Source organism: Frankia sp. Hr75.2 (assembly GCF_949319125.1).
GTDB lineage: Bacteria > Actinomycetota > Actinomycetes > Frankiales > Frankiaceae > Parafrankia > Parafrankia soli.
In genome coordinates this window covers 25,852-50,016 of sequence record NZ_CASGGV010000199.1, presented here as the reverse complement: position 1 = coordinate 50,016, position 24,165 = coordinate 25,852, and the positions used below count along the sequence as shown (strand labels likewise).

Genomic DNA, 24,165 nt, shown 5'->3' with positions numbered 1-24,165 from the left:
TTGCGTCAGGCCGAACCTCAGCGGCCTTCTGCGCCACGGCCGGCAGGTGTCGGGTCAACGCAGACGGGAGGGAACAGCCCGATCAGTCGGGCTGGACGAGACCCGCATCGGCGTGGTCCGGCTGGGAGACGCCGCCGGCGGCGAGGAGCCTGCTGGCCAGCTGGGTCCGCGCCGTCACGTGCAGCTTCCCGAACACGGCGCGCAGGTGGTGTTCGACGGTCTTCTCACTGAGGACGAGCTCCCGGGCAACCTGACGGTTGGTGAGACCCGCGGCGACCAACTTCGCGACGGCGAGCTCCAGCGTGGTCAACCGGGATGCGTCCCGTTCCCGGCGACGGCCCTCCCGAGGTGTCCATCCGCATGCGACCAGTTCGCTCTCGCAACGGTCCAGATATGGACGGGCATCCAACAGGGTGAAGGTGTCGTGGGCGGCCTGTAGCTGCCTGACCGAGTCCGCGGGGCGGCCTGCCCCGCGTAGGAAGCTGCCGTAGGAGTGGCGGAGCAGCGCCCGTTCAAAGGGCAGCTCGATCTGCTCTGCCTCTGCGAGGCCCGCGCGAAAGGCTGCGGCGGCCGCGCCCGGGTTGTCGCGGAGCGCTTCCAGGTTGCCGCGGTTGCGGGCAGCGGCTGCCATCGCGGAGCGGCGCCCTCGCCGCCTGGCCGCCCTCTCGAACCGGATCAGAACCTGCTCGGCCCGGTGGAGGTCGCCGACCTCCACCAGCGCGTCGACAAGGATGTCCTGCCATCCGGATATGCCAGGCTCGGCATCGAGGTCCAGTAGCCCGGACCGGACCGGTGGTTCGAGGACGGCGACGATCTCGGCGGACCGGCCACGGGCCCGTGCCAGGTGTGCCATAGCGATGGCCGCGCTCGCGATGAGGTGGGGAAACCCGCTTTCGGCGAAGACCTGCGTTGTCCCGACGTGTTTCTCAGCCTGTTCCCACTGGCCGCGGGCTGCGGGAACCAGGACGCCGATCTGGTGGCAGTACGGGACCAGCGCGCCGTCGTCGGAGTCGGCCATCAGCGACAGCGCGAGATCGCAGTGGATCGCGGCGTCGTCCCAGAGCCCCGCCCGGTACTCGGCCTGAGCGAGTGTGGTCGTGACCAGTACCCGGAACAGCAGCGAGCGGCCCCGGCTGGCAGCCAGGACTCCGCCGAGATCCCGGCGGGCGTCGGCGAGATTGTCGACCAGGGCGTAGATCTGTCCCCGGCCGGCGAGCACGTCCAGCTCGGCCACGGAGGCGACAGCGGGGTCCGGCAGGTCGGCGACCGACTCAAGCACCGCGTCGAGCTGCCCGCTCGCTGCCAGCCCGCTCATCCGCATCTGCCCGATGAGGTCGAACGCCGCGTGGCCGGAACTCAGCTCCAGCGCCCGCCCGGCCCACTCGGCGGACTCGGCGCCACGGAGTTTCGTCGAGTAGAGAGCGGCAAGCCATCCGGCCACCCGAGCACCAAGCAGCGGGTCGGCGTCGGTCCCGCTGTCGGGGGCACAGCGCTTCCAGGCGTTCCGCAGCAGCGTCTCGGCCTCGTCCGCATCACCGCGTTGGAAGGCGAAACGGGCCAGCAGGTAGTCGCGCCAGGCGGTCGGCCGGAAACCGCGGACCTCGGCCTCCTTCCCGAAGAGATCAGGCAGGTCACCCGTAAGCAGTTGACAGTCCGCCGCCTCCAACATCAGCTGCTCGTACTCGGCACGCGCCGGGGCGAGCCGCGCAGCGGTGGACAGATGGCCCGCGGCGGCGGCCCAGGCCCCCGCGGTCGCCTCCTCCCGGCCCAACCGGGCCAGCTCCGTGGCCAGCGCGCCGTCCGGTCCGGTGGCGGCACGGGCCAGGTGGTGCAGCCGCAGGGCCTCCTCTTCCGCGAGAGCCGCCGCACGGGTGTGCAGCTCGGCCCGCCGCGCCGGTCCCGCCTGCTCGTAGATGGCGGCGTGCACCAGGGGATGCGGGAACCGAAGGCCCCGCGCGACCGGCTGCTCCACCAGCAGCCCCGCCTCGATCGCCTGCTCCAGAGCACGCAGCGGCTCGTCCAGCCCGCCGACCGCCGCGGCCTGGGACAACGTGGGATGCGCGCCGAGAACGCTGGCGGCGGTCGCCAGCTCCCGGCCCTGGACCGGTGCCGCCGCGAGCCTCGCCACGACGAGCATCGCGAACGAGCGCGGCACCGGAAGCGGCACCTCGAGATTGTCGAAGGCCTCGGCCGGGACCTGTTCGAGCAGCGCACGGGCGTGCAGCGGATTGCCCCCCGTGTGGGCCCGCAGGCGGACGCACGCCCGCCAGGACAGCGGCCCGGTGGCGTGCGCGGAGCTCAGGGCCCGCAGCTCGGTGTCGTCCAACCCTTCGAGCAGGATCCGGACAGTCCGCTCGTCCATCAGCAGCCGGCGGAGCCCGTCCGGCAGCTGCGCGTCCACCAGATCCCGGACCATCAGCACGGCGAAAACCCGGTCGGCCCGCAGCCGCCGCAGCGCGAACGTCAGCGCCTGCAGGGACGGCCGGTCGGCCCAGTGCGCGTCGTCGACGACCAGCACGACCGGACCGGAGCGCTGCAACTCGCCGAGCAGGTCGACCAGAGCCTCGCCGGCGACCAGCGGGTCGGGCGACGGGACCCGGCCGGCGGCCGCCGGCCCGCCCGGGAAAACCGGATCCGGCCCGACGACCCTGGCCGCTTCGGCCGTCAGCTGGTCGAGCACCCCGAAACTGAGTCCCGTCTCGTCATCCTCGCCGCTCGCCCACAGCACGCATCCCACGTCCGTGTCGCCGAGGAGATGGCGGACCAGCGCCGTCTTACCGATTCCCGCCGGCCCCTCGAGCAGTGCGACCCGCGGCCGCCCACCCTGAACCTCGGCGACCGCGCGGCGTAGTTGACTCAACGCGTCCGGCCGCCCCACGAACAGCGCCCGGCCGCCATTCACCAGCCGGGCGGCCGGTGCCGCGGCGGCCGGCGGGGCGGCGGACGCCGGTTCGACCCGTCTCAACCGTCTGGCCGCCTCCGTGGCCGAGCGGTTGACGCTGCGCAGGCCGGCCATCCGTATCAATAGATTGTGGTAGGCGTCTTCCCATGCCTGCCTGTCCCGCAGATCGTCAGGCAGCGGCCTGCCAGACTCCTCAGCGATCCGGATACAGGTGTCGACGAACACCTCGACGTGATCCTGCGCGGGACGCACCGGCCGGCTTCTGCTGATCATTCCGTCGATGGTGCTGCGCTTCAGACGCAACGGAGGTACCCCGGGCCGCCGCCGCGGGGTCTTCGCACTGGCGGCCACCAAGTCACGGATCGACAGGCCCGCGGCGTCCCGCAGTGTCCGCAGCCGCTCCGCGAACTCCGGCCGCGGATCCGGTCCACCGCTCACCCAGCCCCCCACCCGAGGTGATCTCGGGGTGTCCGACGTCGCCGGACACCCCGAAAATGAACAATAACCCGCGCCGTGACCGGACAGTCGGGAGCCGTGACATGCGTCGATCGCCACACCGGTCGGTGGGCGGCATGTGCCGCATTCGTCGGCAGCGCGAGCTCCGGCCCGGGCGGTTCCGCGGAACCGCCGGCCGGCCTGCACAGTTTCGTCGTCGAGGAGGCGGTGTCCGCTGTTCTTGGACCTGTCGGCGAACGCCGGGGCGGGGATCGCGGCGGCCGGGTGGCTGCTGCTCACCCCGCTGCTGTGGTGGGGCACGTCGATCCGCTTCGAGCCCGTGTGGCTCGTCGTCGCCCGCCCGTGGCACCGGCGGCGCAGGTACGAGACGGATCAGCCGATGTTCTTCAGCGCCTCGCGACGAGACAAGGGCGACAGGGCGTCGCCGCGAGCGGTGACGAAACGGCGGACCTCCGCCGGGTCGGTCCAGGCGTACTGGCGCAGCGCCCAGCCGATCGCCTTGCGGATGAAGAAATCCCTGTCGTCGAGGTTCGCGTCGATGCAGGCGTACAGGAGGTCGAGGTCGGTCGCTGCCTTGAACGAAAGCTGGCAGATGATCGACGTGCGGCGCCGCCACAGGTCGCCGTCGCGGCTCCAGCGCAGTACCACGGGACGGATCGCGGCGGGGTCGGCGGCGAGCAGTGGGCCGACCCGGTGGGAGGCGATCTCGTCCACGTAGTCCCACCAGGCGCCGGTGACGACCATTTCCTCGTACATCTCCAGCGTCCCCGCCTGCTGGTAGGCGCGATAGGCGCGGTGACCGGTCAGGTCGATCGCCGCGTACCGCTCCTCCCGGTATGCGGCCTCCCGCCACAGCGCGAGGGCGGTCGCCGTCCAGCCGAGCGGGTCCGTCAGCGTCCGCGCGGCGAAGACGGGGCGCAGCACCCGCGTCCGGACAGGTTTCGGCACACCGCGGTAAGGCATGTCCGACTTCATGTACGCCTGCATGCCGGGCGCCCTCGCCGGATCGGCGGCACCCGCGAGCGCTGCCCGCACTTCCGCCACCAGCCAGCCATCGACCACACCGTCACCTTGCCTGTCCACGGCTCGACATACTGCCCGCCATGACCGACCAGCAGCTCGCGGCCATCCTCACCGGTTCGGCCGACGCCCCCGGTCAGGCTGCCGACTCGCCGACCGTCGGTCGCACCTGTCCATCCGTCCCGCCGCGACGAACTCGCAGCCAGCGGAAGCCGTAGCCGTCCAGGTCGAGCTCGACGGCGCCGCCGTCACCGGCGACCAGGTCACCGCCGGCCTCATCCGCTCCGGCCAGTCTCACCAGCCGGTTGCCGCGCTCGACACCGGCGAGCGCGAGGCGTATGCCGGCGGGCTCCCTGCCGAGGTTGTGCACCGCGACGACGGTCTGGCCGTTGAGATCGGTACGGTGCGCGAACACGGACGGGAGGTCGGCGCAGTCGAGCACCGTGCAGGTGCCCCAGGCGAACTCCGGGCAGCGCCGGTACTCGCGGATCATCGCGGTGAACCAGGACAACAGTGAGCCGGGGTCGTCCCGCTGGGCCGCGACGTTGACATTCGCCGGCCCGAAGTCGCCTTCGACGACGGGTCCGACCAGTCGGTCGGGCCCGGCGGTCGAGAACCCGCCATTGGGACCACCGGTCCACTGCATCGGGGTGCGCACCGCGAGGCGGCCCTCGGCGGCCAGGTTCTCGCCCATGCCGATCTCCTCGCCGTAGAAGAGGGTCGGCGTTCCGGGCAGCGAGAACAGCAGGCTGTAGACGAGGCGGAGGCGTGCCGGGTCCCCGCCGAGCATCGACGGCAGCCGCCGGCGCAGCCCGCGTCCGTACAGCTGCGTCGAGGGGTCGGGACCGAACGCGGCGAACACCTCTTCACGCTCGTCGTCGCTCAGCTTGTCAAGCGTCAGCTCGTCGTGGTTGCGCACGAAGGTCGCCCAGTGCCCGTCCTTCGGCGCGACCGGCCGCTCCCGCAGGGCCGTGGCGAGCGGGGTGGCGTCCTCGCGGGCCAGGGCCAGGTAGAGCTGCTGCATGCCGGGGAAGTCGAAGCACATCGTCAGTTCGTCGCCGTCCTCGTCCCCGAAGAACGTTCGCAGGTCCGCGTACGGCAGGTTGACCTCGCCGAGCAGGATCGCCTCGCCACTGCGCCGGGACAGGAACGCCCGCAGGTCACGAAGGTAGTCGTGGGGATTCGGCAGGTCCTCGGCGTCCAACAAGCCGGCCGTCTCCAGCAGGAAGGGGACCGCGTCGACCCGGAAACCGGAGATCCCGAGTTCCAGCCAGAAACCGATCACCCGGGCGATCTCATCGCGCACGTCGGGATTGGCGACGTCGAGGTCGGGCTGGTGCTTGTAGAACCGGTGCAGGTAGTACTGGCCGGCTTCCTCGTCGTACTGCCAGACGCTGTCCTCCTTGTCCGGGAACACCACGTCGGACGGGCCGTCCTCGGGGGGCTCGTCCCGCCACACGTAGAAGCCGCGGTAGCGCGAGTCGCGGTCGGAACGCGCCGACCGGAACCACGGGTGCTGGTCGGAGGTGTGGTTCACGACCAGGTCGGCGATCACGCGTATGCCCCGGTCGCGGGCGAGGCGCAGGAACTCGACCAGGTCGCCGTGGGTGCCCAGGCGAGGGTCCACGCCGTAGAAGTCGGTGATGTCGTAGCCGTCGTCGCGGTCGGGGGACGGGTAGAACGGCATCAGCCACAGGCAGGTGACGCCCAACTCGTGGAGATAGTCGATGCGCTGGGCCAGCCCCTGGAAGTCGCCGCAGCCGTCGCCGCCGGAGTCGAAGAAGGTCTCGACATCCAGGCAGTAGACGACCGCGTTCTTCCACCAGAGGTCGGCTGTCCTGGTCAGCCTCACGCCCGCACCGCTTCCCGCTGCGCCGCCGCCGCGCGGGGGGAGTCCGTGAGTTCCGGCAGCACCGAGCCCGCGAACACCTCGATGAACTCGTCGAGCTGCTGGCCGACGTGGTGCAGGAAGATCTCCTCGAAGCCGAGCTCGGTGTAGCGGGCGAGCCGATCGGCGTGCCAGCCCGGTTCGCTGGAGATGTTGACGGTCTCGGCGACGACGGCCGGCGGGACGTGCGCGGACACCGCGTCGAACGTGTCGACGTGGTCGATGTCCCAGCATGCCGGTGGCGGGAACACGTTGGAGCGCCACTGGTCGTGGGCGAGGCGCCTCGCCTCGTCGGCGTCGGGAGCGTAGCTGAGGTGAACCTGCAGGCGCAGGGGGCCGCGTCCGCCCGCGTCGCGGTAGGCGTCGGCGACGGCGCGCAGCCGTTCCTCCGGCCCGTTGACGGTGATCAGGCCGTCCGCCCATTCGGCGCACCAGGCCGCCGTCTCCGGGGACACGGCCGCACCGACGAGCGCCGGCGGCTCGGCGGGCAGTGTCCACAGCCGGGCCCGGTCGACGGTGACGAGGCCGTGATGGGTGACCTCCTCGCCGGCGAACAGGGCGCGCAGCACGTCGACGCACTCACGCAACCGCGCCGCCCGGATCGGCTTCGCCGGCCAGGGATCGCCGGTGATGTGCTCGTTGCTGGCCTCACCCGTACCGAGCGCGGCCCAGAACCGGCCGGGGAACATCGCGGCGACCGTCGCGATGGCCTGGGCACTTATCGCCGGGTGGTAGCGCTGGCCGGGCGCCGTGACGATGCCGAACGGCAGACCCGTCGCCTGCATCGCCGCGCCGAGCCAGGTCCAGGCGAAGCCCGACTCGCCCTGCCGGGCGCTCCACGGCGAGAAGTGGTCGGACGACATCGCCGCCCCGAAGCCGGACCGCTCGGCCAGAACGACGGCGCGCAGCAGCTCGCCGGGCGCGATCTGCTCATGGGACGCATGAATGCCGAAAAGAGTCACATCGCGCTTTTTGCCCGTCGAGTGGCTCCTAATCATCCGATGCCCGAACACCTGACGAACTGGCTTGAACACCGCCAGGAGTTCGACCCGGCCGCCGCCCGGATCAGCGCCTGGTGGGCAGCAGTACCAGCACCGCCCTGGGTTCGCGACCTGTGGGGTGGGATGGCCTGGCACTACAGATGTGTCAGGCCGATCCAGGACCGCAACGGGCGGAAGATCGGGGTCTTCTTCTGCTGGTGGCCGGCCATCCGGCGCAGGATGTCGTCAAGTGCGGTGATGGCCTCGTCGATGTGCGGGCCCTTGTTCAGCATCACGCATTCGGCACGCTGGCCCATCGCCGCGTCGGTGACCTCCGCGCGCGCCGGTGTGCCGGTCTTCGCCAGCTGGTCGAGGACCTCGGTCGCCCAGATGGTCGGCACGTGCGCGGCGGCGGCGAGCCAGAGGATCTCCTCCTGGAGCTCGGCGAGCCGCTGGTAGCCGCCCTCCACCGCGAGGTCGCCGCGGGCGATCATCACCCCGGCCCGCGGGGCCCGCAGCGCCGCCAGCAGCAGCTCCGGCAGGTTCACGAACCCTTCGGTGGTCTCGATCTTCAGGACCAGGCCGAGGTCGTCCCAGCGTCCGGCGGCGCGGATCGCCTCCTGCGCCTGCTCGACGTCAGCCCGGCTGCGCACGAACGAGATCGCGACGAGGTCGGCGATCTCGACAGCGACGACCAGGGCCGCCTGATCATCCTCGGTCAGTCCTTCATGGGGCACTCGGGTCCCGGGCAGGTTCACGCCCTTGTCCGCGCGCAGCTTCACGCTCCGGCCCGAGGCGTGCAGCACTCGGACGTCGATGCTGTCTGTGTCGACCCGCTCGATGACGCCGGAGATCTTGCCGTCGTCAAGGGAGATCGGGTCCTGAGGGCGGGCGGCGTCGAAGACGGCCGGGAAGGTACAGCCGATCGTCGGCGGGCCGGCCGGGTCGTCAGGAGAGGTCGGGGCCGGGCGGGCCGGTCGTGGCGACAGATCGCGGGTGAGCCGCAGGAGATCGCCCTGGCTCACCAGGTGGTAGGGCGCCTGGCGCGGCAGCGGTCCCACCTGGCACCGGCGCTCGCCGTGCCGGAGTTCTACGCCGGTCTCCAGATAGGTCGTCTTCCACGCCTGCACGGTGACCGTCGGCAGCCCCTGGTGGGCCGCGACGTCGGGGCCCTCGGTTCCGGAACGTTCGTGTACCGCCACCACCTGCAGGCGGCGCTGTGACGAACGGGCGTCACGCAGCCTGAGTTCGTCGCCCACCCGCACGCCGGCCAACCACCCGCCGGCGCCGATCAGCGGTACCCGTACGACCCCGTCGCGGGAGTCCATCACCGCCGTGTCGACCGCGCCCGCGGCGTCGTCACCCGTGGCATCGTCGCGTACGGCGACCAGTTCGGCGGTGGCCGGCGTGACGACGACGCCCCGCAGATCCCGCACCGGGCGCAGCCGCACCACCGCCGGCCCCGACTCGAGCGGCCCGGTGCGGATCTTCGGACCGGCCAGGTCCATTGACACCAGGCAGATCCGGTCGAGATCACGGGCGGCCGCCCGGACGTGCTCGGCCATCGCTCGCCACTCCCGCGGGCTGTCGTGCGCGGTGTTGATCCGGGCCACGTTCATCCCGCGGGCCACGAGGCGACGCACCAGGGCCGCGTCAATCGCGGCCTCGCTCGGCAGCGTCACCATGATCCGCACATCATGCTTGGGTGGCGGCGGGCCCAGCAGCGCGCCTGCGTTCACCTCGATCCGGTTCCAGCCCTCGTCGTAACCCGGGATGCCGGGCTCGACATCGACAGCATCAGCAGCGAGGGCGGCACCTGACCCGAGTGAGCCACGCAGACTGTCCATGGCAGCGTGCAGGCTGGCTGCCACGCACGGCTCGCACCGCCCGAGCGACGAAAGGCCGCGCCGCGCGAGCTCCTGCTGGACGGCCCGAATGTCGCGGCCGCGCAGCGCCAGGTAGTGGAGCATGTTGCGGGCGCTGCCCCGATGCCGCGGGTGCACCGTCTCGAGGTCAGCGCGCCGCGCCCGCTCCGCCCGGTACAGATCCGCCTGGATGGCCGCCAGTTCGTCGAGCAACAGCAACCCGGCGTCGTCGCCCTGCTGCCTGCCGTCGCCGCGCCTCGTCCCATTCGCCGAAGTCATCCGTCGCCGCTCCCCGCTTGCCACCCGCCTGCTGGGACCGCCGGGCCCCGCGGTCAGGTCGTCCACCACACATTAATCGTGGGCTTCACCAGAGGCCGTTCCCGTCTTTATCGGTCTTGACCTCGCTGTTCCGGCGTGGCGAGATACTCCACCGTCACACCGAGGGGCGGATGCCCACGCAGCAGCCACCCGTCGCCCTTGCGGGTACGGCCGTCCGCGCTCGGCCAGCCGTGCCACCCGCGTGCCTGCCAGGCCTGGAACAGGTCTCTGATCCGTTCGCCGTGCGTACACAGCACGCTGTCCTCGGCCTCGTCCGAGGCGAGCAGATCCAGCAGGCTCTCCGTGGAGCCCTCGACACCGAGCACCGCGCAGCGGCGCAGGGGCAGTGCCCGGTCCACGGCCAGCGGGGCAACCGTCTGCTCGCAGCGCAGGGCCGGGCTCGTGAGCACTCGACGGACCGGCAGGTCACGGACCACGACGCCGGCGAAGGCCTTCGCCTGGCGGATTCCACGCGCGGTGAGCGGCCGGGCGGCGTCCACCCCCGTCCAGCCGTTCTTCGGCAAGGCCAAGGCATGCCGGACGATCACCACGGTGCGGGGATGAGTCGCACCACCGGTATCGACAGCGCCGCGGCCAAGGCACGCGGGGGCGAGCGCGACGAGCCCGACCAGGGAGACGGTCGCCAGATCCATACCACACGGCTACCCGCCGTCAGGTTAAGCCCATCCGACGAACGCCCGAACAACAGGATGCGACCGCAAGACCGCCCCCGCCCAGTTCCCACACGCCCTGTCAGCGCGACGAGTTGGCCGGCTGCGCGGCGCGGCCGGGTCACCGGCACCGACCTGCTGACCCGCTTCGCCACCGGCGCCGCGCCGGTGGACGCCTTCGGGATCGGCGTCGACGCGCTGCCCGCGCACACTGGTCTCGCTCCTGACCGGCTGGCGACCTACGACGACGTCTCACAGGCAGCTATGCACGAGCAGTTCGCGCGCCGCCGCGTCTACGTCCACCTGCCCCGCCGGGCCTCGCTCGGACTCTCGCTCCTGGAGGCGACGCACCTGGGCATGCCGGTGGTCGCGCTCGCCGTCACGAGGCCTACGAGGCGGTACCGCCCGGCGACGGGGCGCTGTCCACCAACCCGGGCACACCGGGAACGCGGCACGCGCCTTCGTCGCGGACCCGCAGCTCGCCCACGCCCACGGAGCGAGGGCCCGCCAGGCCGCGCTCGACCGGTACGACCTCAACCGCTTCCTGCGGGACTGGGATGCCCTGCTCGGCGACGCCGCCACGGACCGCTGACCGACCGCCCTGCGCCGACAGCGAGTTCCCGCGCCAGCTCCACACGCAGACTGTCTCGTCCCGGACGTCTGTCTCGACGCACGGGATACGAGACTCTCGACAATGCTGCCACGACACCTGGCGCGACGCGGAATACGCTCGTGAAATGCATCAGGGAAGTCAGCGACCCGAGGAGTTTCAGCCAGATTCCGTGGCTTCGCCAGGTCGAAAAAAGGGATCCTTCCAGGTAAACCCGGTAGAACAGATGCTGATATTGCTCGGCATAGAACAGGATTTTCCGGAGGAGGACCCACCGATAGCCCGGCCTCGGTAGTCAGTCGCTCCGCCGAGGCCGGTGGGCCCGTGGTCTCCGGGCCGGGCGGCGGGGCTCCGTCACCCGCGGTGGGACAGTGCGCCGAACACCTCATCAACCCACAGGTCTCGGAGCCAGGGCATTCCGACGCTCAGGCTCCCGTGTCCCAGGCGAGCTGCGTGAGGTCGACGGCCTCGGACCCCGTGGGCCCTTCGAGGGCTGTGATCGTCGCCCAGCCCTGCCGGAGCAGGGCGACGTCGCTGCCCGGACCGGCCTCCTCCGAGGTCTCGCTGAAGGTGGTGGTGAGGTAGCCGCGTCCCCGCTCACCGATCCGGGCCTGCACCGCCCCGAAGGAAGCCAGAGCCGCGGGCCGCACGCCGCGCAGCCGCCCGGGTGGCAGGTCGGGCACATTCACGTTGAGCACGAACGGCGGGCCGCGGTATGCCAGCAGCCAGGCGATGGCGCGGCCCGCGACCAGCGCCGGCGACTTCCAGTGGACGGGCTGCGCTGCGGCGCACGAGACGGCCAGCGCGGGCAGGTCGTGGGTGACCGCCGTGAGAGCCGCCCCGACCGTGCCGGAGTGCAGCACGGCCTGCCCCGTGTTCGGTCCGTGGTTGATGCCCGCGAGCACGACGTCGGGCGCCGGACCGAAAGCACCGCGGACACCCACAAAAACGATCAGAGCGGGAGAGGCGTGGACGGACAGAGCCGTCATACCTGGGACGCCGTCGAGCACGCGTTCCTCAATCAACAGGCGGCCCTGCGACTCCAGCGCGGACAGGGATGCGCTGCTCCCGCTCCGTTCGCCGTCCGGCGCCGCCACGGTCACCTCCAGACCGCACGCCACCGCGGTCCGGACAAGGGTGCGCAGACCACCGCTGTCGATACCGTCGTCGTTGGTGATCAGCGCGCGCATCAGTGGGTGACGTCTTCGCTGGCGGGACAGATGTCCACCCGGGCCGCCAGGCGTTCGATCAGGTCCCGTTCGCCGGTGGCGAGCCCGTGCCGGGTCGTGTTCAGCGCACCGGCCGCGGCCCCGAGGCGCAGCGCCTGGTCCATGTCCGCGCCGCGCGCCAGGGCGGCCGCGACACCTGCCGTCATCGAGTCACCCGCGCCGCGGTGGTCGAGCATAGTGAACCGGGGCGTGCGGACCTCGGCCGTGCGGTCGCCGACCAGCGCCAGCGCCGGCTGCTCCGCGCGAGACACGATCACCGTCTCGGCACCGGAACGGGCCAGCTCCCCCATGACCGCCCGCAGCTCGTCCGGGTCGTCGGAGCCGGCGTGCCCGTCCCGGACGAGATCGTCGTGGCTGACCTTGAGCACCGCGACCCCGCCCTCCAGCGCCGCCGTCAGGTACTCCCCCGACAGATCCGCCACCACCCGGGCACCCGCCCCCGTGAGGTCCGCCGTCAGCCGCCGGTAGGTGTCGACGGGAAGCACGCCCTCACCGTCAGGGCCGCCGAGAACCGCCACACCGGCGTCAAGCCCTTCGACCAACGCCGTGTCGTACAGCCCGTCGAGTTCGTGGCGGGTCAGCGGCGGTGCCGGAGCCGTCGCCACGACCTCGCGCCCTCCCGCGCGCCGGTCGTGCACATAGCCCCCGTTCTCGCCACCCACCGCGACCGGCCGCACGACGACACCGCTGCGTCCCAACAGGGTCGTGAGTACCTCGCCGGTCTCCCCGCCGAACGGTGCGCACAGCCGGGCCTCGACGTCCAGAACCATCATCAGGTGCGCGATCCACACCCCCTGACCGCCGGCGTGCAGGTGGATGTCGCTCGCCCCGTCCGGGCGCGCCTCGATCGTCACCGTCAGCAGCGGCGACGGGGCGAACACCATAACCCGCGGTGATCGGGATCGCTCCCCGCCGATCTTCCGTGGTTCCGGGCGCTTCATGACGGATGCCGTCACGCCCTGACTGTTCCCGCCGGCCGGGCCCCGACACGCCCTGCCGACCACCACGCCCTGCCGACCACGGTCGGCCGACCGCGCCCGATCAGGCCAGGAGAACTCGCGGCGCGGGGCGCAGGAAAACACCCAGACCTCGGGAAAGACCCGAACCACCATCCAAGGCTAATTCGGCCAGCATCCGGAAGAGAAGTCTCATCGTGGGCCGCGGGTTTGCGGCGGCTTCCGCCGGGCAGGGCGGCCACACGTAGGAATTTTCGTCGGCCGCCGCCATGAACCCGAGGAGCGGCCGACAGACCACATGTAGGTGTCATGCCACGCGACGACTCGGCGGATGCCGGCGGGCGAACGCGACAGATGGCTGGAAATGACGGACTCGCGGCTGTCGTCAGTCGTTCACTGGCGGAGTTCGGAACTCTCGTGGGGCAGGATCCCGAGCGGGTCACCGGGGCACGCCGGACGGACTCCGGATGGTCGTTGCTGGTCGATCTCACCGAGCTGGAGCGCATCCCGTCGACGACCAGCGTGCTCGCCACCTACCGGCTCGACGTCGACGAAAGGGGCTGCCTGGTGGGTTATGAGCGGCTGCGGAGGTTCGTACGCGGCGCCACCGACTGAGCGCGTACACGGCCGATATGGATCGGTAAGCCGGAGACCCGGCACGGCGGAATTCGGAAGAACGTGAGTCATGACGGTCGATCGCGGTTCTCTTGCCGGTCCCCCGCGGTTGCGCGCGCTGAGCGGGCCGCGCTCGGACTCTCTCGCCGATGTACTGGAGAGAGTTCTCGACAAGGGAGTCGTGATCGTCGGCGACGTCGTCATCAGCGTCCTTGACGTCGAGTTGCTCACGCTCAAACTGCGGCTTTTCATCGCATCAGCCGACACCGCACGCGAAATGGGTCTGGACTGGTGGACCACCGACCCCTTCTACAGCCGTGAGGCGCGATCGCTGCAGCAGGAGAAGGAGCGGGAACTGCGCGACGAGACCATGCGGGCGCTCCATGAGGAGAACGAGGAACTGCGCTCCAGACTCGCCGTTCTCGAAAGTTCGGTGCGGGAGCGTCTCCCGTTCCGGGAGGCGGCCGCGGTCGAATCCCGGGCAGAGCCGTCCACCGGAGCCCCGGTGGAGGTGGCCGCCCGCCGCGACGAGCCGCGGCCGTTCTGGGTGCGGGACGCGGAACGGAGGCATGACGGTGGCCCCGGAAGACGCTGACTTCGGCAGCCTCGGCGAACTGGCTGTCCAGCTCGCACCTGGCGTCCTGGACGAAGCTGTGGCCGAAGCCCGCGAGGTCGCGCGTGGGCAACTCGCCCGACTCCTGGCGCGGGAGATCACCAGAGCCGCCTGCGAGCGGGGGGTGGCGAGCGCGACGTGCTCCTCGCCGGCGGGCGCGGGCCGACGGGAGCACAGTGAGCACCGCCAGGCCCACCGCGACGGCCCGGTGCCAGCCGGCCACGGCGGCCCCGGGCCAGGCAGCCGCGACGGGCAGTCGCCCGGGGGCGTCGAGCGGGCCCGGGCGCTCTACGCCTACGGGATCGTCCCCGCCGGTACCGACGTTTCGGGCCTGCCAGGCCTCGCCGAAGGAACGACTGTCTGTGCCGTCACTCGCGGCCAGGTCTCGCTCGTGGTCTCGGCCATCGACCCGGAGCTGCTGCGAGACGTCGAGGAGGACCTGTCGGAGACGGGACGTCTCGCCACCCTGGCCCGCGGCCACGATCAGGTCCTGCGGGAACTGCAGGATCTCGCGCCCGTGCTGCCGCTTCGGTTCGGAACCGTCCTCCCCGGCGAGAGCGAGGCAGCCGTCGTCCTCGACGATCCCGACACCGAGCTGCCGCGCGCCCTCGACGCGCTCCGCGACGCGCGCGAGTGGGGATTCCGGATCGACGCCGCGGGACCGACCGAACCCCCCGCGAGCGGCGTCCTCCGGTCCACCGGCGCGGACGAGTCGACCAGGGCCACGCCCGCGCCGGCCCCGCCCTGCGCGGCGGGCGTCGCGGACGCGGGGAACACCGCTCGTCCGGGTGCGGGCACCGCGTACCTCTCGGCCCGCCGGGACGAGCTGCGTGAGCAGGAGCGACGACGCGAGGAGACAGCCCGGCTGGTCGAGTGGACGCACCGGGAGCTGCTCGTCCACGCGCGTGACGTGGCCCGCCGTCCTGGCCGGCCGGACAGGGTCTTCGACTGCGCTTACCTCGTCGACCGCGGCGAAGAGGATGGATTCCTCGACACGGCGGAGCGGCTGGGTCCGCCGCTGGAGGAGGCCGGGTACGTCGCCGCGGTGACCGGGCCGTGGCCGCCCTACTCCTTCGTCCATCTGACACTGGGCGGGGACGGCGGGAGCGGCTCCGACCGCGGGTCGGGTTCCGCCGAGGCGGGCCCGGCGGAAGCGCTCCGCGCGACAGCATCCCGTGCGACAGCGACCCGCGAGGGAACAACTCGCGTTGCGGCGGGAACGGCGCCCGTCCGGTTCTCCGTCCCGACCGGGGATCGGCCGGGTGACGATCCAGAGTTCGAACCAGGTGAGGAGCGTGGCTGATCAGCGATTCGTCCCGACACCGCGGTACCGGGGCGGTGGCGTCGGTACTCGGCGACGGCCGGGGGACCGCCCGGGAGGGCGGCCCGCCCGCAACTCGGCGCAGCCGCTCGCGGACCTGCTGGACAGGCTGGTCGACACCGGCGCGGTCGTCAGCGGCGACGTGGTCGTCGCCCTCGCCGGCGTGGACCTCCTGAGGATCGATCTTCGTCTGCTCCTGGTGGGCGTCCAGACCGCACTCGAGGGAACCGGCGAGGTCTGGCCATGACGACCGCCGGGCACGGTGACGACCGGCGCCTGCGGCTCGACGCGGACCCGCAGGACGTGGGGCGCGGGCTCGGTCAGCTCGTGGTGGTCGTCCTGGAACTGCTACGCGAGGTGCTGGAACGACAGGCCATCCGCCGGATGGAGGGCGGGGGGCTGACCGCCGCGCAGATCGACGACCTCGGCCACGCGCTGCTGGAGATTCGCGCCAGCCTGGTACAGGTCCGTGAGTCGCTGGGCCTGTCGGCGCAGGAGACCGAAGCTGCCTTCGCGCGTGCCGGCCAGCTCCTGGCCGCGGACGACGACCGGGCCGCCCGCGGGCCGCAGGCCGCGGCACCGGAGTCCCGCGGGAAGTCGACCGACAAGGACATGTCCCGCCAGGAACAGGCCGGCCCGGGCAACGCCAGAACCAGATCAGCCGTCCCGGAGGCGGGTGAATCCAGGGCAACCGTCCGGAGGCCGGGCCTCCGGGAGAAGGCGAGGACAGCACCATGACCGTCGCCAGCTATCCCATGGGACGGGCGCCCAGGCCGAGCGGACTCGCCGACGTCCTCGACGTCGTACTCGACAAGGGCATCGTCATCGACGCCTACGTGCGCGTCGCCCTGGTGGGCATCGAGATCCTCACCATCGACGCGCGCATCGTGATCGCCAGCGTCGACACCTACCTCCGGTTCGCCGAAGCCGTGAACCGGCTGGACATCCAGCCCAAAGAACAGGTGGCAGGGCTGCCGGGGCTCATGCGCGAGGTCACCGAAAGCTCGTCCCGGCACCGCGTCAAGGGAGCCCTGGGCGGGATCAGGGAGACCGCCGAGGACGTCGCCGAGGCGCTGCGCGGATCGTCCTCCTCCGACCAGAACGGGCGCGGGATGCCTGCCGAGCGGTTCGCGCCCGCCGAGCGCCGCGGCGGCCGGGAGGGGTGAGCCATGCCTGTCGTGCTGTACGGAATCGTCCGGGCAGGCCATCCCCTCCCGGACCCGGACGCGGCGCTCGGCATCGGCCATCCACCCGCGCCACTGCGGCTGGTGCGTTCGGGCCCCCTCGCCGCGGTCGTCAGCGGGACGGCGGACATAGGCGAGCTCGGGGAACAGGAGGCCGTCAGACACCTGGAGATCCTCCAGCGGCTGCTCGTCGACGGCCCGGTGCTGCCGGTACGGCTGGGAACCGTCGCGCCGGACGAGGACGCCGTCCGGACGGAGGTACTCGAACCGGTCCGTGACAGCCTTCCCGAGCAGCTGGACGCGATCGACGGTCTGGTCGAGCTGCATGTCGACGTCGAAGAGGCGGAACAGACCGAGCTCGCGGAGGCGGTGGCCGCCACCTCGCTGGCCCACGCCCCGCCCCCGGAGGACCTGGACGGCCGGATCCAGCTGGGGCAACAGATCGCGGAACTCGTCGTCGCGCGCCGCACGGAACAGGCGCGGGCGATTCTGGACGAGCTGCGCCCGCTGGCACACGCGGACCGGCCACGCAGGCACCACGGGGGGCCGGAGGATCCCGCTTTCAGCTGGGCGTTCCTCGTCCCCGCCGACGCACTGGCCGACTTCGACGCCGCTGTGGAGCGGATCCGTGCGACCCGGCCGCACCTGACCGTCGAGTACGTCGGACCGCTACCCGCGGTCGACTTCGTCGAGTTCCCCGCCCGAGTACTCACCGAAGCCCGCGAGGCCGCCGCGGACGGCGGCTCCTTCGGCGGGTCGGGCCGATGGGGCTGGGGCGAGGACAGAACCGGGTCCGACCGACCGAGCAAGGCCCGGGAGAGAGAGGAGCTTCGATGATCAACGTCAAATGTGCCCTGGCACTCGCGGGAGGTTATGTCCTCGGCCGGACGAGGAAGGCCAAGGCGGCCATCGGCCTCGGGCTGTGGATCTCCGGTCGCAACTACCACGCGAAGGACGTCGTGCGCGACCAGGTGGTCCGGCTGTTGCACTCCGCGGACGGCGAACAGCTGATCAACCAGATCAAGGGGCCGGCCACGGAAGCCGGCCGGCGCGCCGCGGTGGCGGTGTACGAGGCCCAGATCGGTCGACTCTCCGATGCCCTGACCAAGCGCACGGAACGGCTGACGGCGACGCTGGGCGACTCGGAGAAGGTTGTCCGGGACTCGGAGAAGGTTGTCCGGGAGGGAGCCGAGGCCGCCGTCGGAGGCCTCGTCGGTGCCGTGACGCCCGGTAAGCTCCGTGATCGCAAAGGCGGCGGTCAGCCGTCCTCGGAGCGCACCGACGAACGTGGCCCGAGCGGCAACGGCCCGGTCGACGAGGACCACACTGAAACACAGAACGCCACCGGCCGCGACAGGACGGAAGCGGGCCGCGCGGCCGATCAGGACGACAGCGACGAGGGCGGGACGGAGCCGGCCGCCGAGCGGCGGATCCCGGACAGGTCCGCCGGACCGCGCCGGGACACCAGCCGCGAACCACTCGAGCGGGCGGCGCAGGGATCCACCGGTGGAGGTGCGCGATGACCCGGACGACGGAGCAACCAGACGGCCTGGTCGGCGCCCTCCTGCGCAGTCCAGCGAGCAAGAGGCTCGCCGACCAGGCGGGAAACCTGGCGAAGGCGGGCGGCAGCCGGCTGGCCGGGCGGGTCGGTGAGCGACTCACCTCCAGCACGGACAAACTCAACGGTCTCAGCGACTCCGGTGGGCAGATCTCGTCCCTCGCCAAGGGTGCCGGAAGACTGGCCGAGGGCCAGTCTCCACTGAAGGCGGCGGCCGGGACGATCATGTCGAACGTCAAGAACAAGGTGAAGGGGGCCTTCGGCGCGGCCAAGGGCAAGGCCGGTAGGAAGAGCGGGCCACCCAAGGCGATGAACATCGAGGAGTCGGTGGACATCGGCGTCCCGGTGTCGGTCGCCTACGACCAGTGGACGCAGTACCCCGAGTTCGCCAAGTTCATGAAAGGCGTCGAGGCGGTCGAGACCAAGAGCGAGACCGATCAGAACTGGCGGGTCAAGGTCTTCAAGTCCCGGCGCAGCTGGCAGGCGAAGGTGACCGAGCAGGTCCCCGACCGCCGGATCGTCTGGACATCCGAGGGAGCGAAGGGCTCGGTCAAGGGCGCCGTCACCTTCCACCCGCTCGCCGACGACCTGACGCGCGTGCTGCTGGCGATGGAGTACTACCCCAGCGGGTTCATGGAGAAGACCGGCAACCTGTGGCGCGCCGGTGGGCGACGGGCCCGGCTGGATCTGAAGCACTTCCGCCGCTTCGTCATGTTCAGTGGGGAGGCCACCGGCTCCTGGCGGGGCGAAATCCGGGACGGAAAGGTCGTTCGCTCCCCGGACGAAGAGCAGTCCGAACCCCGCGAAACCCGGCGATCCGAACCCCGCGACACCCGGGAGGAGGCGCGGAGCTCGGAAACCACGCAGGCCGCACAGGACAGTGACGACCAGGGCGCGGCGACGTCCGGGGAATCCGAGGAATCCGAGGTGCGGGCCGGGTCGAAGTCCGACCAGCCCGCCGGTGCCGACGAGCCTGTCCGAGCCTGAGGCGGCCTCGTGGCCGGGCGTTACGGCCGTGTTCCGGGGCAGGCCTCTTGCGCAGGGCCACATCGTCGCGGACGTCTTCCGTCAGGTTCGAGTGACCTGGATCGTGGCCAGCGCTCGGTCAGCGGCGTCGGGCACGGCCATGCCCGCTGACACACCGCTGAGCAGGTAGCGCAGCACCGGTCCGGTGATGCGCTCACCCGGCAGTACCACCGGGACACCAGGCGGGTACGGGGTGAGTTGTTCGGCCGCGACCCGGCCCACCGCCAGCTCGGGTGGGACAGCTTCGGTGGGACCGAAGAAGGCGTCGCGCGGCAGATCGACCGTCTCCAGCTCCAACTCGGTGGGGTCCGGCACCTCGACCGGCGTCGGGCGCTCGAGGTCGGGCGCGGCGTCGACAAGCCGACGCAGCGCGGCCAGCAGACGCCGCCCACTGCGGGCGTCGTCGGCGAAGGTGAACTGTGCGCAGACCCGCCGGTGATCACACATCCCCATGTCCAGCTGGGCGTGCTGGCGTAGCCAGTCCGCGGCCTGATAGCCGCTGATCTCCAGCCCCGCGGTGTCGATGACGATCTGAAGGCGGTCCAGGTCATGGGACGCCTCAGCGCCGCACAGCTCGTCGGTCATGACGTGCAGCCCCGGCAGCTGCTCGATACGAGCACGTAAACCGTCGGCGAGATCGAGAGCGGCCCGCAGCAGGGTGGAGCCCTGTTCCACCATCTGCCGGCGCCAGCCGTCCATCGCCGCGTACAGCAGGACGTTGGGGCTGGTCGTGGCCAGCAGGTCGGCGCAGGCCCGCAGATGCCGGGGGTCGATGAGGTCGCCCTGCAGGTGGAAGACCGATCCCTGTTCGAAGCCGGCGCCCATCTTGTGCACGCTGACCACACAGACGTCCGCACCGGCGTCCATCGCCCACGTGGGAAGATCGCGGTGGAAGGGCAGGTGGGCACCCCACGCCTCATCCACGATCAGTGGACGGCCACGACGATGGCAGATCCCGGCGATCGCGGAGATATCGGCACACGTGCCACAGGGCGTCGGGCTGGTCACCAGCATGCCTGCCGCGTCCGGGTAACGCTCCCAAGCTGCCTCGACATCCCCCGGTGACGGTGGATGGGCCAGGTGCCGCCCGGCGTCCCACCGCGGACGCACCCAGCGCGGCCGCAGACCGGACAGGATCAGCCCGGCGATCACCGACTTGTGCGCATCACGCCCGACGAGGAGATCGCCTCGGCCACCCGCCACGGCAAGCATCGCCGCCTTGACCGACAGCGAACTGCCGCAGGTGGAGAAGAAAGTGTGTTCGGCCCCGACCGCGTCCGCCATCAGCTCCTCAGCTTCCGCGACGAACCCACCTGAGGTCTGCCGGTCGTCAAGCCCGGACGTCGCGAGGACATCACCGCGGAACGCGTCGTCTCCCAGGACCGCGCGGACCCTGAAGTCCGCCGAAATCTTGTCCTGGGTGGGCGCTCGTTGCGGCGCGTCCCCCCGACGCTGGCAGTCAAACGCACGGCGGCGCTCAGGCTTCGCCTCGCCGCCGGCCCGAAACCCTCTGTTCACCGGTAAGCCTGCCCGGATACTCGACCGTTCACCCCGTGACGGGGGCACGATCCACGGCGAAGCGTGCACCCGACCCTGACTCGGCTGGTGCGGCTCACGGGTCCCTGATTCGGTCGTGGCGGGCGGGGAACCGTGAGGGACATGGCCCGCGACGCCTCCGGCGGCCCGGAGATCACCGCGAAAGACTTCCGGACCTGGTCGGCGACCGTGCTCGCGGCGGTCGCACTTGACCATGAGCGCGCCGCTGGCTCGCGAGAGGGCCTCCCCGAGCGCGCGCAGACGCGCCGTCACCCGGATGTGCAAGGAGGTCGGTCGACCTGGCCGCGCCAGGCTCCGGTCTCGCTGCCGCGGCTCTCGATGAACGCCTTGAACCGCTTCAGATCGGCCTTCACCCGCCGCGGGAGGTCGCCAGAGACCTCGACATACCCGGCCGTTCAACCATCCGGAAAGAGCCGCCGTCCTTGCTTCCGGCGGTCCCACCACACGTGAAGCCGCACGACTCCCTGGTTGAGCTCTGCGCTGAGACCGCCGGCGGACGAACGCCATCCCCGGCCGTCTCGTCATGTCCACCGTCTCGTCATGTCCACCGCGCCGGCGCCAGGACAGCCCAGCAGGACGACATGCGTCAGGAAGGTGGGCAAGCGCCGCCTTCGTCACCGACCGCCCGCCCGATGCCGGAGGACGCCATTGCCGCACCTCCCGCATCACGGCTGATGCGTCCGTTCTGACCCAGGTCTGTTCGAAAGCCGCCGGAAGCAAACGGGAACGTGTGCCGGGCCTTGGCACGGGTACGCGTCCGTTGCACGCCACCCGGCGCCAGCGGCTCGCCGGCAAGCGCCGATGCCGGTGGCGAGCGGCTGCTGCATCGCAGCTGGCCAGGTCGTGAAGCGTGCGAGAAGAGGTCGACATGCGCGGATCCGAACGGCTGCTCGATCGGCTTGAGCGAGAGCAGAGGCTTGATGCCCCTGCGGAGGCAGTCTCGGGCTTCTGGTCGGCGGCGCTGCGCTCCGAGCGGTTACGCGATGTGCTCAGCGGCCGGCAGCTCGGGCATCCGCTGCATCCCGCGGCGATCCTCGTCCCGGCGGGGACGCTGCTGAGCGCGACGATGCTGGACACCACTGGTGGCGCCGCCCTCCGCCCGGCCGCGCGACGGCTCGTCGGACTCGGCCTGCTGTCGGCCGGACCGGCCGCGCTCGCCGGGTGGTCGGACTGGCTCGACACGAAGGGCGCCGAGCGCCGGGTCGGGCTCGTCCACGCCGCTTCCAACGTGGTGGGACTCGCAAGCTACGCGATCTCATGGCGCCAGCGTCGTCGCGGCGCGCGTGGGCTGGCCGCCAGTCTCGCGGGTGCGGCCGCCCTCGGCCTCGGCGGCTGGTTGGGTGGTCACCTCGCCTACGCGCTGGGGGTGGGGGTGGACACCACCGCGTTCCAGCGGGGGCCGGCCGAGTGGACGGACGTGCTGGCGGCCAGCGAGGTCACCACGGAACTGCGGCAGGTCGAGATCGATGGGGTGCCGGTGCTGCTGACCAGGGTCGACGGTCAGGTCGTCGCGATCAGTGACCGCTGTACCCACCGGGGAGGCCCGCTGCACGAGGGCGAGCGCACCGGCGGCTGCGTGCGCTGCCCCTGGCACGGAAGCCAGTTCGAGTTGGCCTCCGGCGAGGTCGTCCAGGGCCCCGCCACCCGTCCGCAGCCGGTCTACGAGGTCCGCGAGACCGGCGGGCGGGTCGAACTCCGCCGCTCGGAGGTCCGGACGCTACGCGCCAACCCCGTCGGACCGTCACCCAGCCCGGAAGCACGGCTCCGGATCTCGACCGAAGGCCAGGCGGTGACCAGCGCGGCCATGCATCGCACGACCCAGCACATATGACGAACCACACCCCCCGGGTGGGAGACCCGGGCGCCCGTCGCGGTCCGGCCCTCCCGCCGGATCGGCATGCTGATGACACCTGCCCAAAGGTCTGGAACGCCTCGCAGACCGGCGCTGTCGATGCCGTCGTCGTCGGTGATCAGCGCGCGCAGGCGAGGACTGCGCCGTCCGCGAAGGCGGGACGGTTTCGCGGACGGCGCCGCGGGGAGGGCGATGACGGAAGGAGCAGCTGACGGCGCATGGCCGCCACCGAGGCCGAGATCCGGGTGTCGGGACACCCCACAGGCCCGCTCGGAGCGGGCCGCTGATGGGAGAGGTGAAGCTGTTGAAGCAGGACGAGATCGTCTCCGCCGTTCGCGGGACCGCCCGGATAGACAGCGTCGAGCACGCCGAGGCCGCCGTGCGGGCGACTCTGTCGGTACTCGGCGAGCGGTTGTCCGGCGGGGAGACCAAGGACCTGGCCTCCCAGCTCCCGTCGCCGTTCGCCCAGGCGCTGCCGCCAGCCGGCCGTGGCGAACGGTTCGGGCTCGACGAGTTCTATCGGCGCGTCGCCGAGCGGGAAGGCGAGGGCTGCGACGAGGCGCATGCCCGCCAGCATGCCCGGGCGGTGGTCGCGGCGCTGAAGGCGTCGATCAGTCCGGACGAGTTCGAGGACGTCGCTGGGCAGCTCCCCAGCGACTACGCCGACCTGTTGGGCCGCGAGCCGGTCATCCACTACTGACCACGGACCGCACGCCGCTGTGCGCTACTCGAATCGGAGAGGCCTGCCGTGCTCGCGGCGGTGCGTATCGCAGCACGCTTCCCGTCGAACTCGTGCTGTCGCACTGTGACGTCTCCGTCCGCTGCGATCGCGACGAACACCTCGCCGAGCCGGAGCGCTTGCACCCGCGGCTTCTTCTTTGGTTCTCACAAACTATGGAGAATCACGCGGTGGCCGCCCCCACTTCACGCCACGCCGTATCTACGCATAGAGACCACACGGCGATCACTGCTGACGCCCTGTCAGAGTTGATCAGGTAAGCGCGATCAGTGCGCCGACGGCGAAGGCGGCTGCCGCCAGCCACGCCAGGGTGGGGAACGCGCGAGCCCAGCGCGGTGGCGCTGCCGTCTTGACCGGGGCCGGGACGGCGGCTGGTCCGGGTCCCACCGGGCGCAGCCACCCGGCTGCCAGCGGGCCGCCGCCGGCCAACACGGTCGCCATGTCACCGACGTCGCGACCCGGTCCGGGCTGGGCTGGTGGTCTGGCCGCCGAGCGTTGCGGGACGAGCACCAGTTCCGGGCCGTCGGCCGCGCCGAGCCGCACTCGGACCTCGTCGAACTGGACGCGCACGGTCGCGGTCCGCCGCCCGTCGCACCACATGCCGTTGGTGCTGAGGTCACGCACCGTCCACCCGTCCCTACTGGGTTCGAGCTCGACGTGTCGCCGCGACACCCGGCTGTCGGCGACGACGACGTCCGCGTCCCGCCCACGCCCGACGACGGCCAGTCGTTCGCCGGGCAGTATCATCTGGGTGGAGGGCGTCCGGACACGCAGCGGTACCGGGCTCATCGGTTCCCCATTTCTT

Annotated in this window: 21 protein-coding genes; 11 read left to right on the top strand and 10 right to left on the bottom strand. The window is 71.5% G+C overall.

Annotation, left to right across the window (positions count from 1 at the left end):
• Positions 1-82: 82 nt before the first annotated feature.
• The 8 genes from AC559T_RS14815 to AC559T_RS14780 all read right to left on the bottom strand — a co-directional run bounded on the left by AC559T_RS14815 (position 83) and on the right by AC559T_RS14780 (position 12,823).
• Positions 83-3,175: an ATP-binding protein gene (locus AC559T_RS14815; protein WP_498869091.1), complete on the bottom strand. Its 3,093-nt coding sequence runs from the start codon at positions 3,173-3,175 to the stop codon at positions 83-85.
• Between the two features lie 555 nt (positions 3,176-3,730).
• Positions 3,731-4,420, bottom strand: a complete 690-nt coding sequence (locus AC559T_RS14810; RefSeq protein ID WP_071064227.1) for a DNA alkylation repair protein — start codon at positions 4,418-4,420, stop codon at positions 3,731-3,733.
• 94 nt (positions 4,421-4,514) lie between these two features.
• On the bottom strand, positions 4,515-6,230 hold the full coding sequence (locus AC559T_RS14805) for an alpha-amylase family protein (protein ID WP_498869090.1): 1,716 nt from the start codon (positions 6,228-6,230) through the stop codon (positions 4,515-4,517).
• A complete protein-coding gene (locus tag AC559T_RS14800) occupies positions 6,227-7,228 on the bottom strand; it encodes a TIGR03885 family FMN-dependent LLM class oxidoreductase (RefSeq protein ID WP_498869089.1) in 1,002 nt (333 codons plus the stop codon). Before AC559T_RS14800 ends, AC559T_RS14805 begins: the two co-directional genes overlap by 4 nt.
• A gap of 173 nt (positions 7,229-7,401) precedes the next feature.
• Entirely contained in the window at positions 7,402-9,390 is a 1,989-nt protein-coding gene (locus tag AC559T_RS14795) for a pyruvate kinase (RefSeq protein WP_498869088.1), read from the bottom strand.
• A 107-nt stretch (positions 9,391-9,497) separates the two neighbouring features.
• Positions 9,498-10,082 carry a SixA phosphatase family protein gene (locus tag AC559T_RS14790; RefSeq protein ID WP_083391056.1) on the bottom strand — a complete coding sequence of 195 codons (585 nt, stop codon included), beginning with the start codon at positions 10,080-10,082 and terminating at the stop codon, positions 9,498-9,500.
• A 1,053-nt stretch (positions 10,083-11,135) separates the two neighbouring features.
• Entirely contained in the window at positions 11,136-11,900 is a 765-nt protein-coding gene (surE, locus tag AC559T_RS14785) for a 5'/3'-nucleotidase SurE (RefSeq protein WP_071064231.1), read from the bottom strand.
• Positions 11,900-12,823, bottom strand: a complete 924-nt coding sequence (locus tag AC559T_RS14780; RefSeq protein WP_498869087.1) for a PfkB family carbohydrate kinase — start codon at positions 12,821-12,823, stop codon at positions 11,900-11,902. Before AC559T_RS14780 ends, surE begins: the two co-directional genes overlap by 1 nt.
• Before the next feature lie 381 nt (positions 12,824-13,204).
• Between AC559T_RS14780 and gvpO the strand changes: the two genes are divergently transcribed.
• The 9 genes from gvpO (at position 13,205) to AC559T_RS14735 (ending at position 19,173) form a co-directional block, all read left to right on the top strand.
• A complete protein-coding gene (gvpO, locus tag AC559T_RS14775) occupies positions 13,205-13,510 on the top strand; it encodes a gas vesicle protein GvpO (protein WP_083391058.1) in 306 nt (101 codons plus the stop codon).
• Between the two features lie 70 nt (positions 13,511-13,580).
• Positions 13,581-14,105: a gas vesicle protein GvpJ gene (gene gvpJ / locus AC559T_RS14770; RefSeq protein ID WP_368954967.1), complete on the top strand. Its 525-nt coding sequence runs from the start codon at positions 13,581-13,583 to the stop codon at positions 14,103-14,105.
• Positions 14,080-15,426, top strand: a complete 1,347-nt coding sequence (locus tag AC559T_RS14765; protein ID WP_498869086.1) for a GvpL/GvpF family gas vesicle protein — start codon at positions 14,080-14,082, stop codon at positions 15,424-15,426. Before gvpJ ends, AC559T_RS14765 begins: the two co-directional genes overlap by 26 nt.
• Entirely contained in the window at positions 15,419-15,691 is a 273-nt protein-coding gene (locus tag AC559T_RS14760; protein ID WP_498869085.1) for a gas vesicle protein, read from the top strand. Before AC559T_RS14765 ends, AC559T_RS14760 begins: the two co-directional genes overlap by 8 nt.
• Positions 15,688-16,182: a gas vesicle protein K gene (locus tag AC559T_RS14755; RefSeq protein ID WP_498869084.1), complete on the top strand. Its 495-nt coding sequence runs from the start codon at positions 15,688-15,690 to the stop codon at positions 16,180-16,182. Before AC559T_RS14760 ends, AC559T_RS14755 begins: the two co-directional genes overlap by 4 nt.
• Entirely contained in the window at positions 16,179-16,610 is a 432-nt protein-coding gene (locus AC559T_RS14750; RefSeq protein WP_112106749.1) for a gas vesicle structural protein GvpA, read from the top strand. Before AC559T_RS14755 ends, AC559T_RS14750 begins: the two co-directional genes overlap by 4 nt.
• A gap of 3 nt (positions 16,611-16,613) precedes the next feature.
• Positions 16,614-17,465 (top strand): GvpL/GvpF family gas vesicle protein, encoded by an 852-nt coding sequence (locus AC559T_RS14745; RefSeq protein ID WP_498869083.1) that lies wholly within the window; start codon positions 16,614-16,616, stop codon positions 17,463-17,465.
• Entirely contained in the window at positions 17,462-18,151 is a 690-nt protein-coding gene (locus AC559T_RS14740) for a hypothetical protein (protein WP_498869082.1), read from the top strand. The genes AC559T_RS14745 and AC559T_RS14740 overlap by 4 nt, the downstream gene beginning before the upstream one ends.
• Positions 18,148-19,173 carry an SRPBCC family protein gene (locus AC559T_RS14735; protein ID WP_498869081.1) on the top strand — a complete coding sequence of 342 codons (1,026 nt, stop codon included), beginning with the start codon at positions 18,148-18,150 and terminating at the stop codon, positions 19,171-19,173. Before AC559T_RS14740 ends, AC559T_RS14735 begins: the two co-directional genes overlap by 4 nt.
• A gap of 81 nt (positions 19,174-19,254) precedes the next feature.
• On the opposite strand, the gene AC559T_RS14730 is transcribed toward AC559T_RS14735, so the two are convergent.
• Positions 19,255-20,730 carry an aminotransferase class I/II-fold pyridoxal phosphate-dependent enzyme gene (locus tag AC559T_RS14730; RefSeq protein WP_498869080.1) on the bottom strand — a complete coding sequence of 492 codons (1,476 nt, stop codon included), beginning with the start codon at positions 20,728-20,730 and terminating at the stop codon, positions 19,255-19,257.
• Positions 20,731-21,637: 907 nt separating this feature from the next.
• Between AC559T_RS14730 and AC559T_RS14725 the strand changes: the two genes are divergently transcribed.
• Positions 21,638-22,600 carry a Rieske (2Fe-2S) protein gene (locus AC559T_RS14725; protein WP_498869079.1) on the top strand — a complete coding sequence of 321 codons (963 nt, stop codon included), beginning with the start codon at positions 21,638-21,640 and terminating at the stop codon, positions 22,598-22,600.
• A gap of 307 nt (positions 22,601-22,907) precedes the next feature.
• On the top strand, positions 22,908-23,321 hold the full coding sequence (locus tag AC559T_RS14720) for a DUF2267 domain-containing protein (RefSeq protein ID WP_020461522.1): 414 nt from the start codon (positions 22,908-22,910) through the stop codon (positions 23,319-23,321).
• Positions 23,322-23,612: 291 nt separating this feature from the next.
• On the opposite strand, the gene AC559T_RS14715 is transcribed toward AC559T_RS14720, so the two are convergent.
• The gene (locus tag AC559T_RS14715; RefSeq protein WP_498869078.1) at positions 23,613-24,149 is read right to left on the bottom strand and encodes an FHA domain-containing protein; all 537 of its coding nucleotides are present in this window, start codon (positions 24,147-24,149) and stop codon (positions 23,613-23,615) included.
• Positions 24,150-24,165 lie beyond the last annotated feature (16 nt).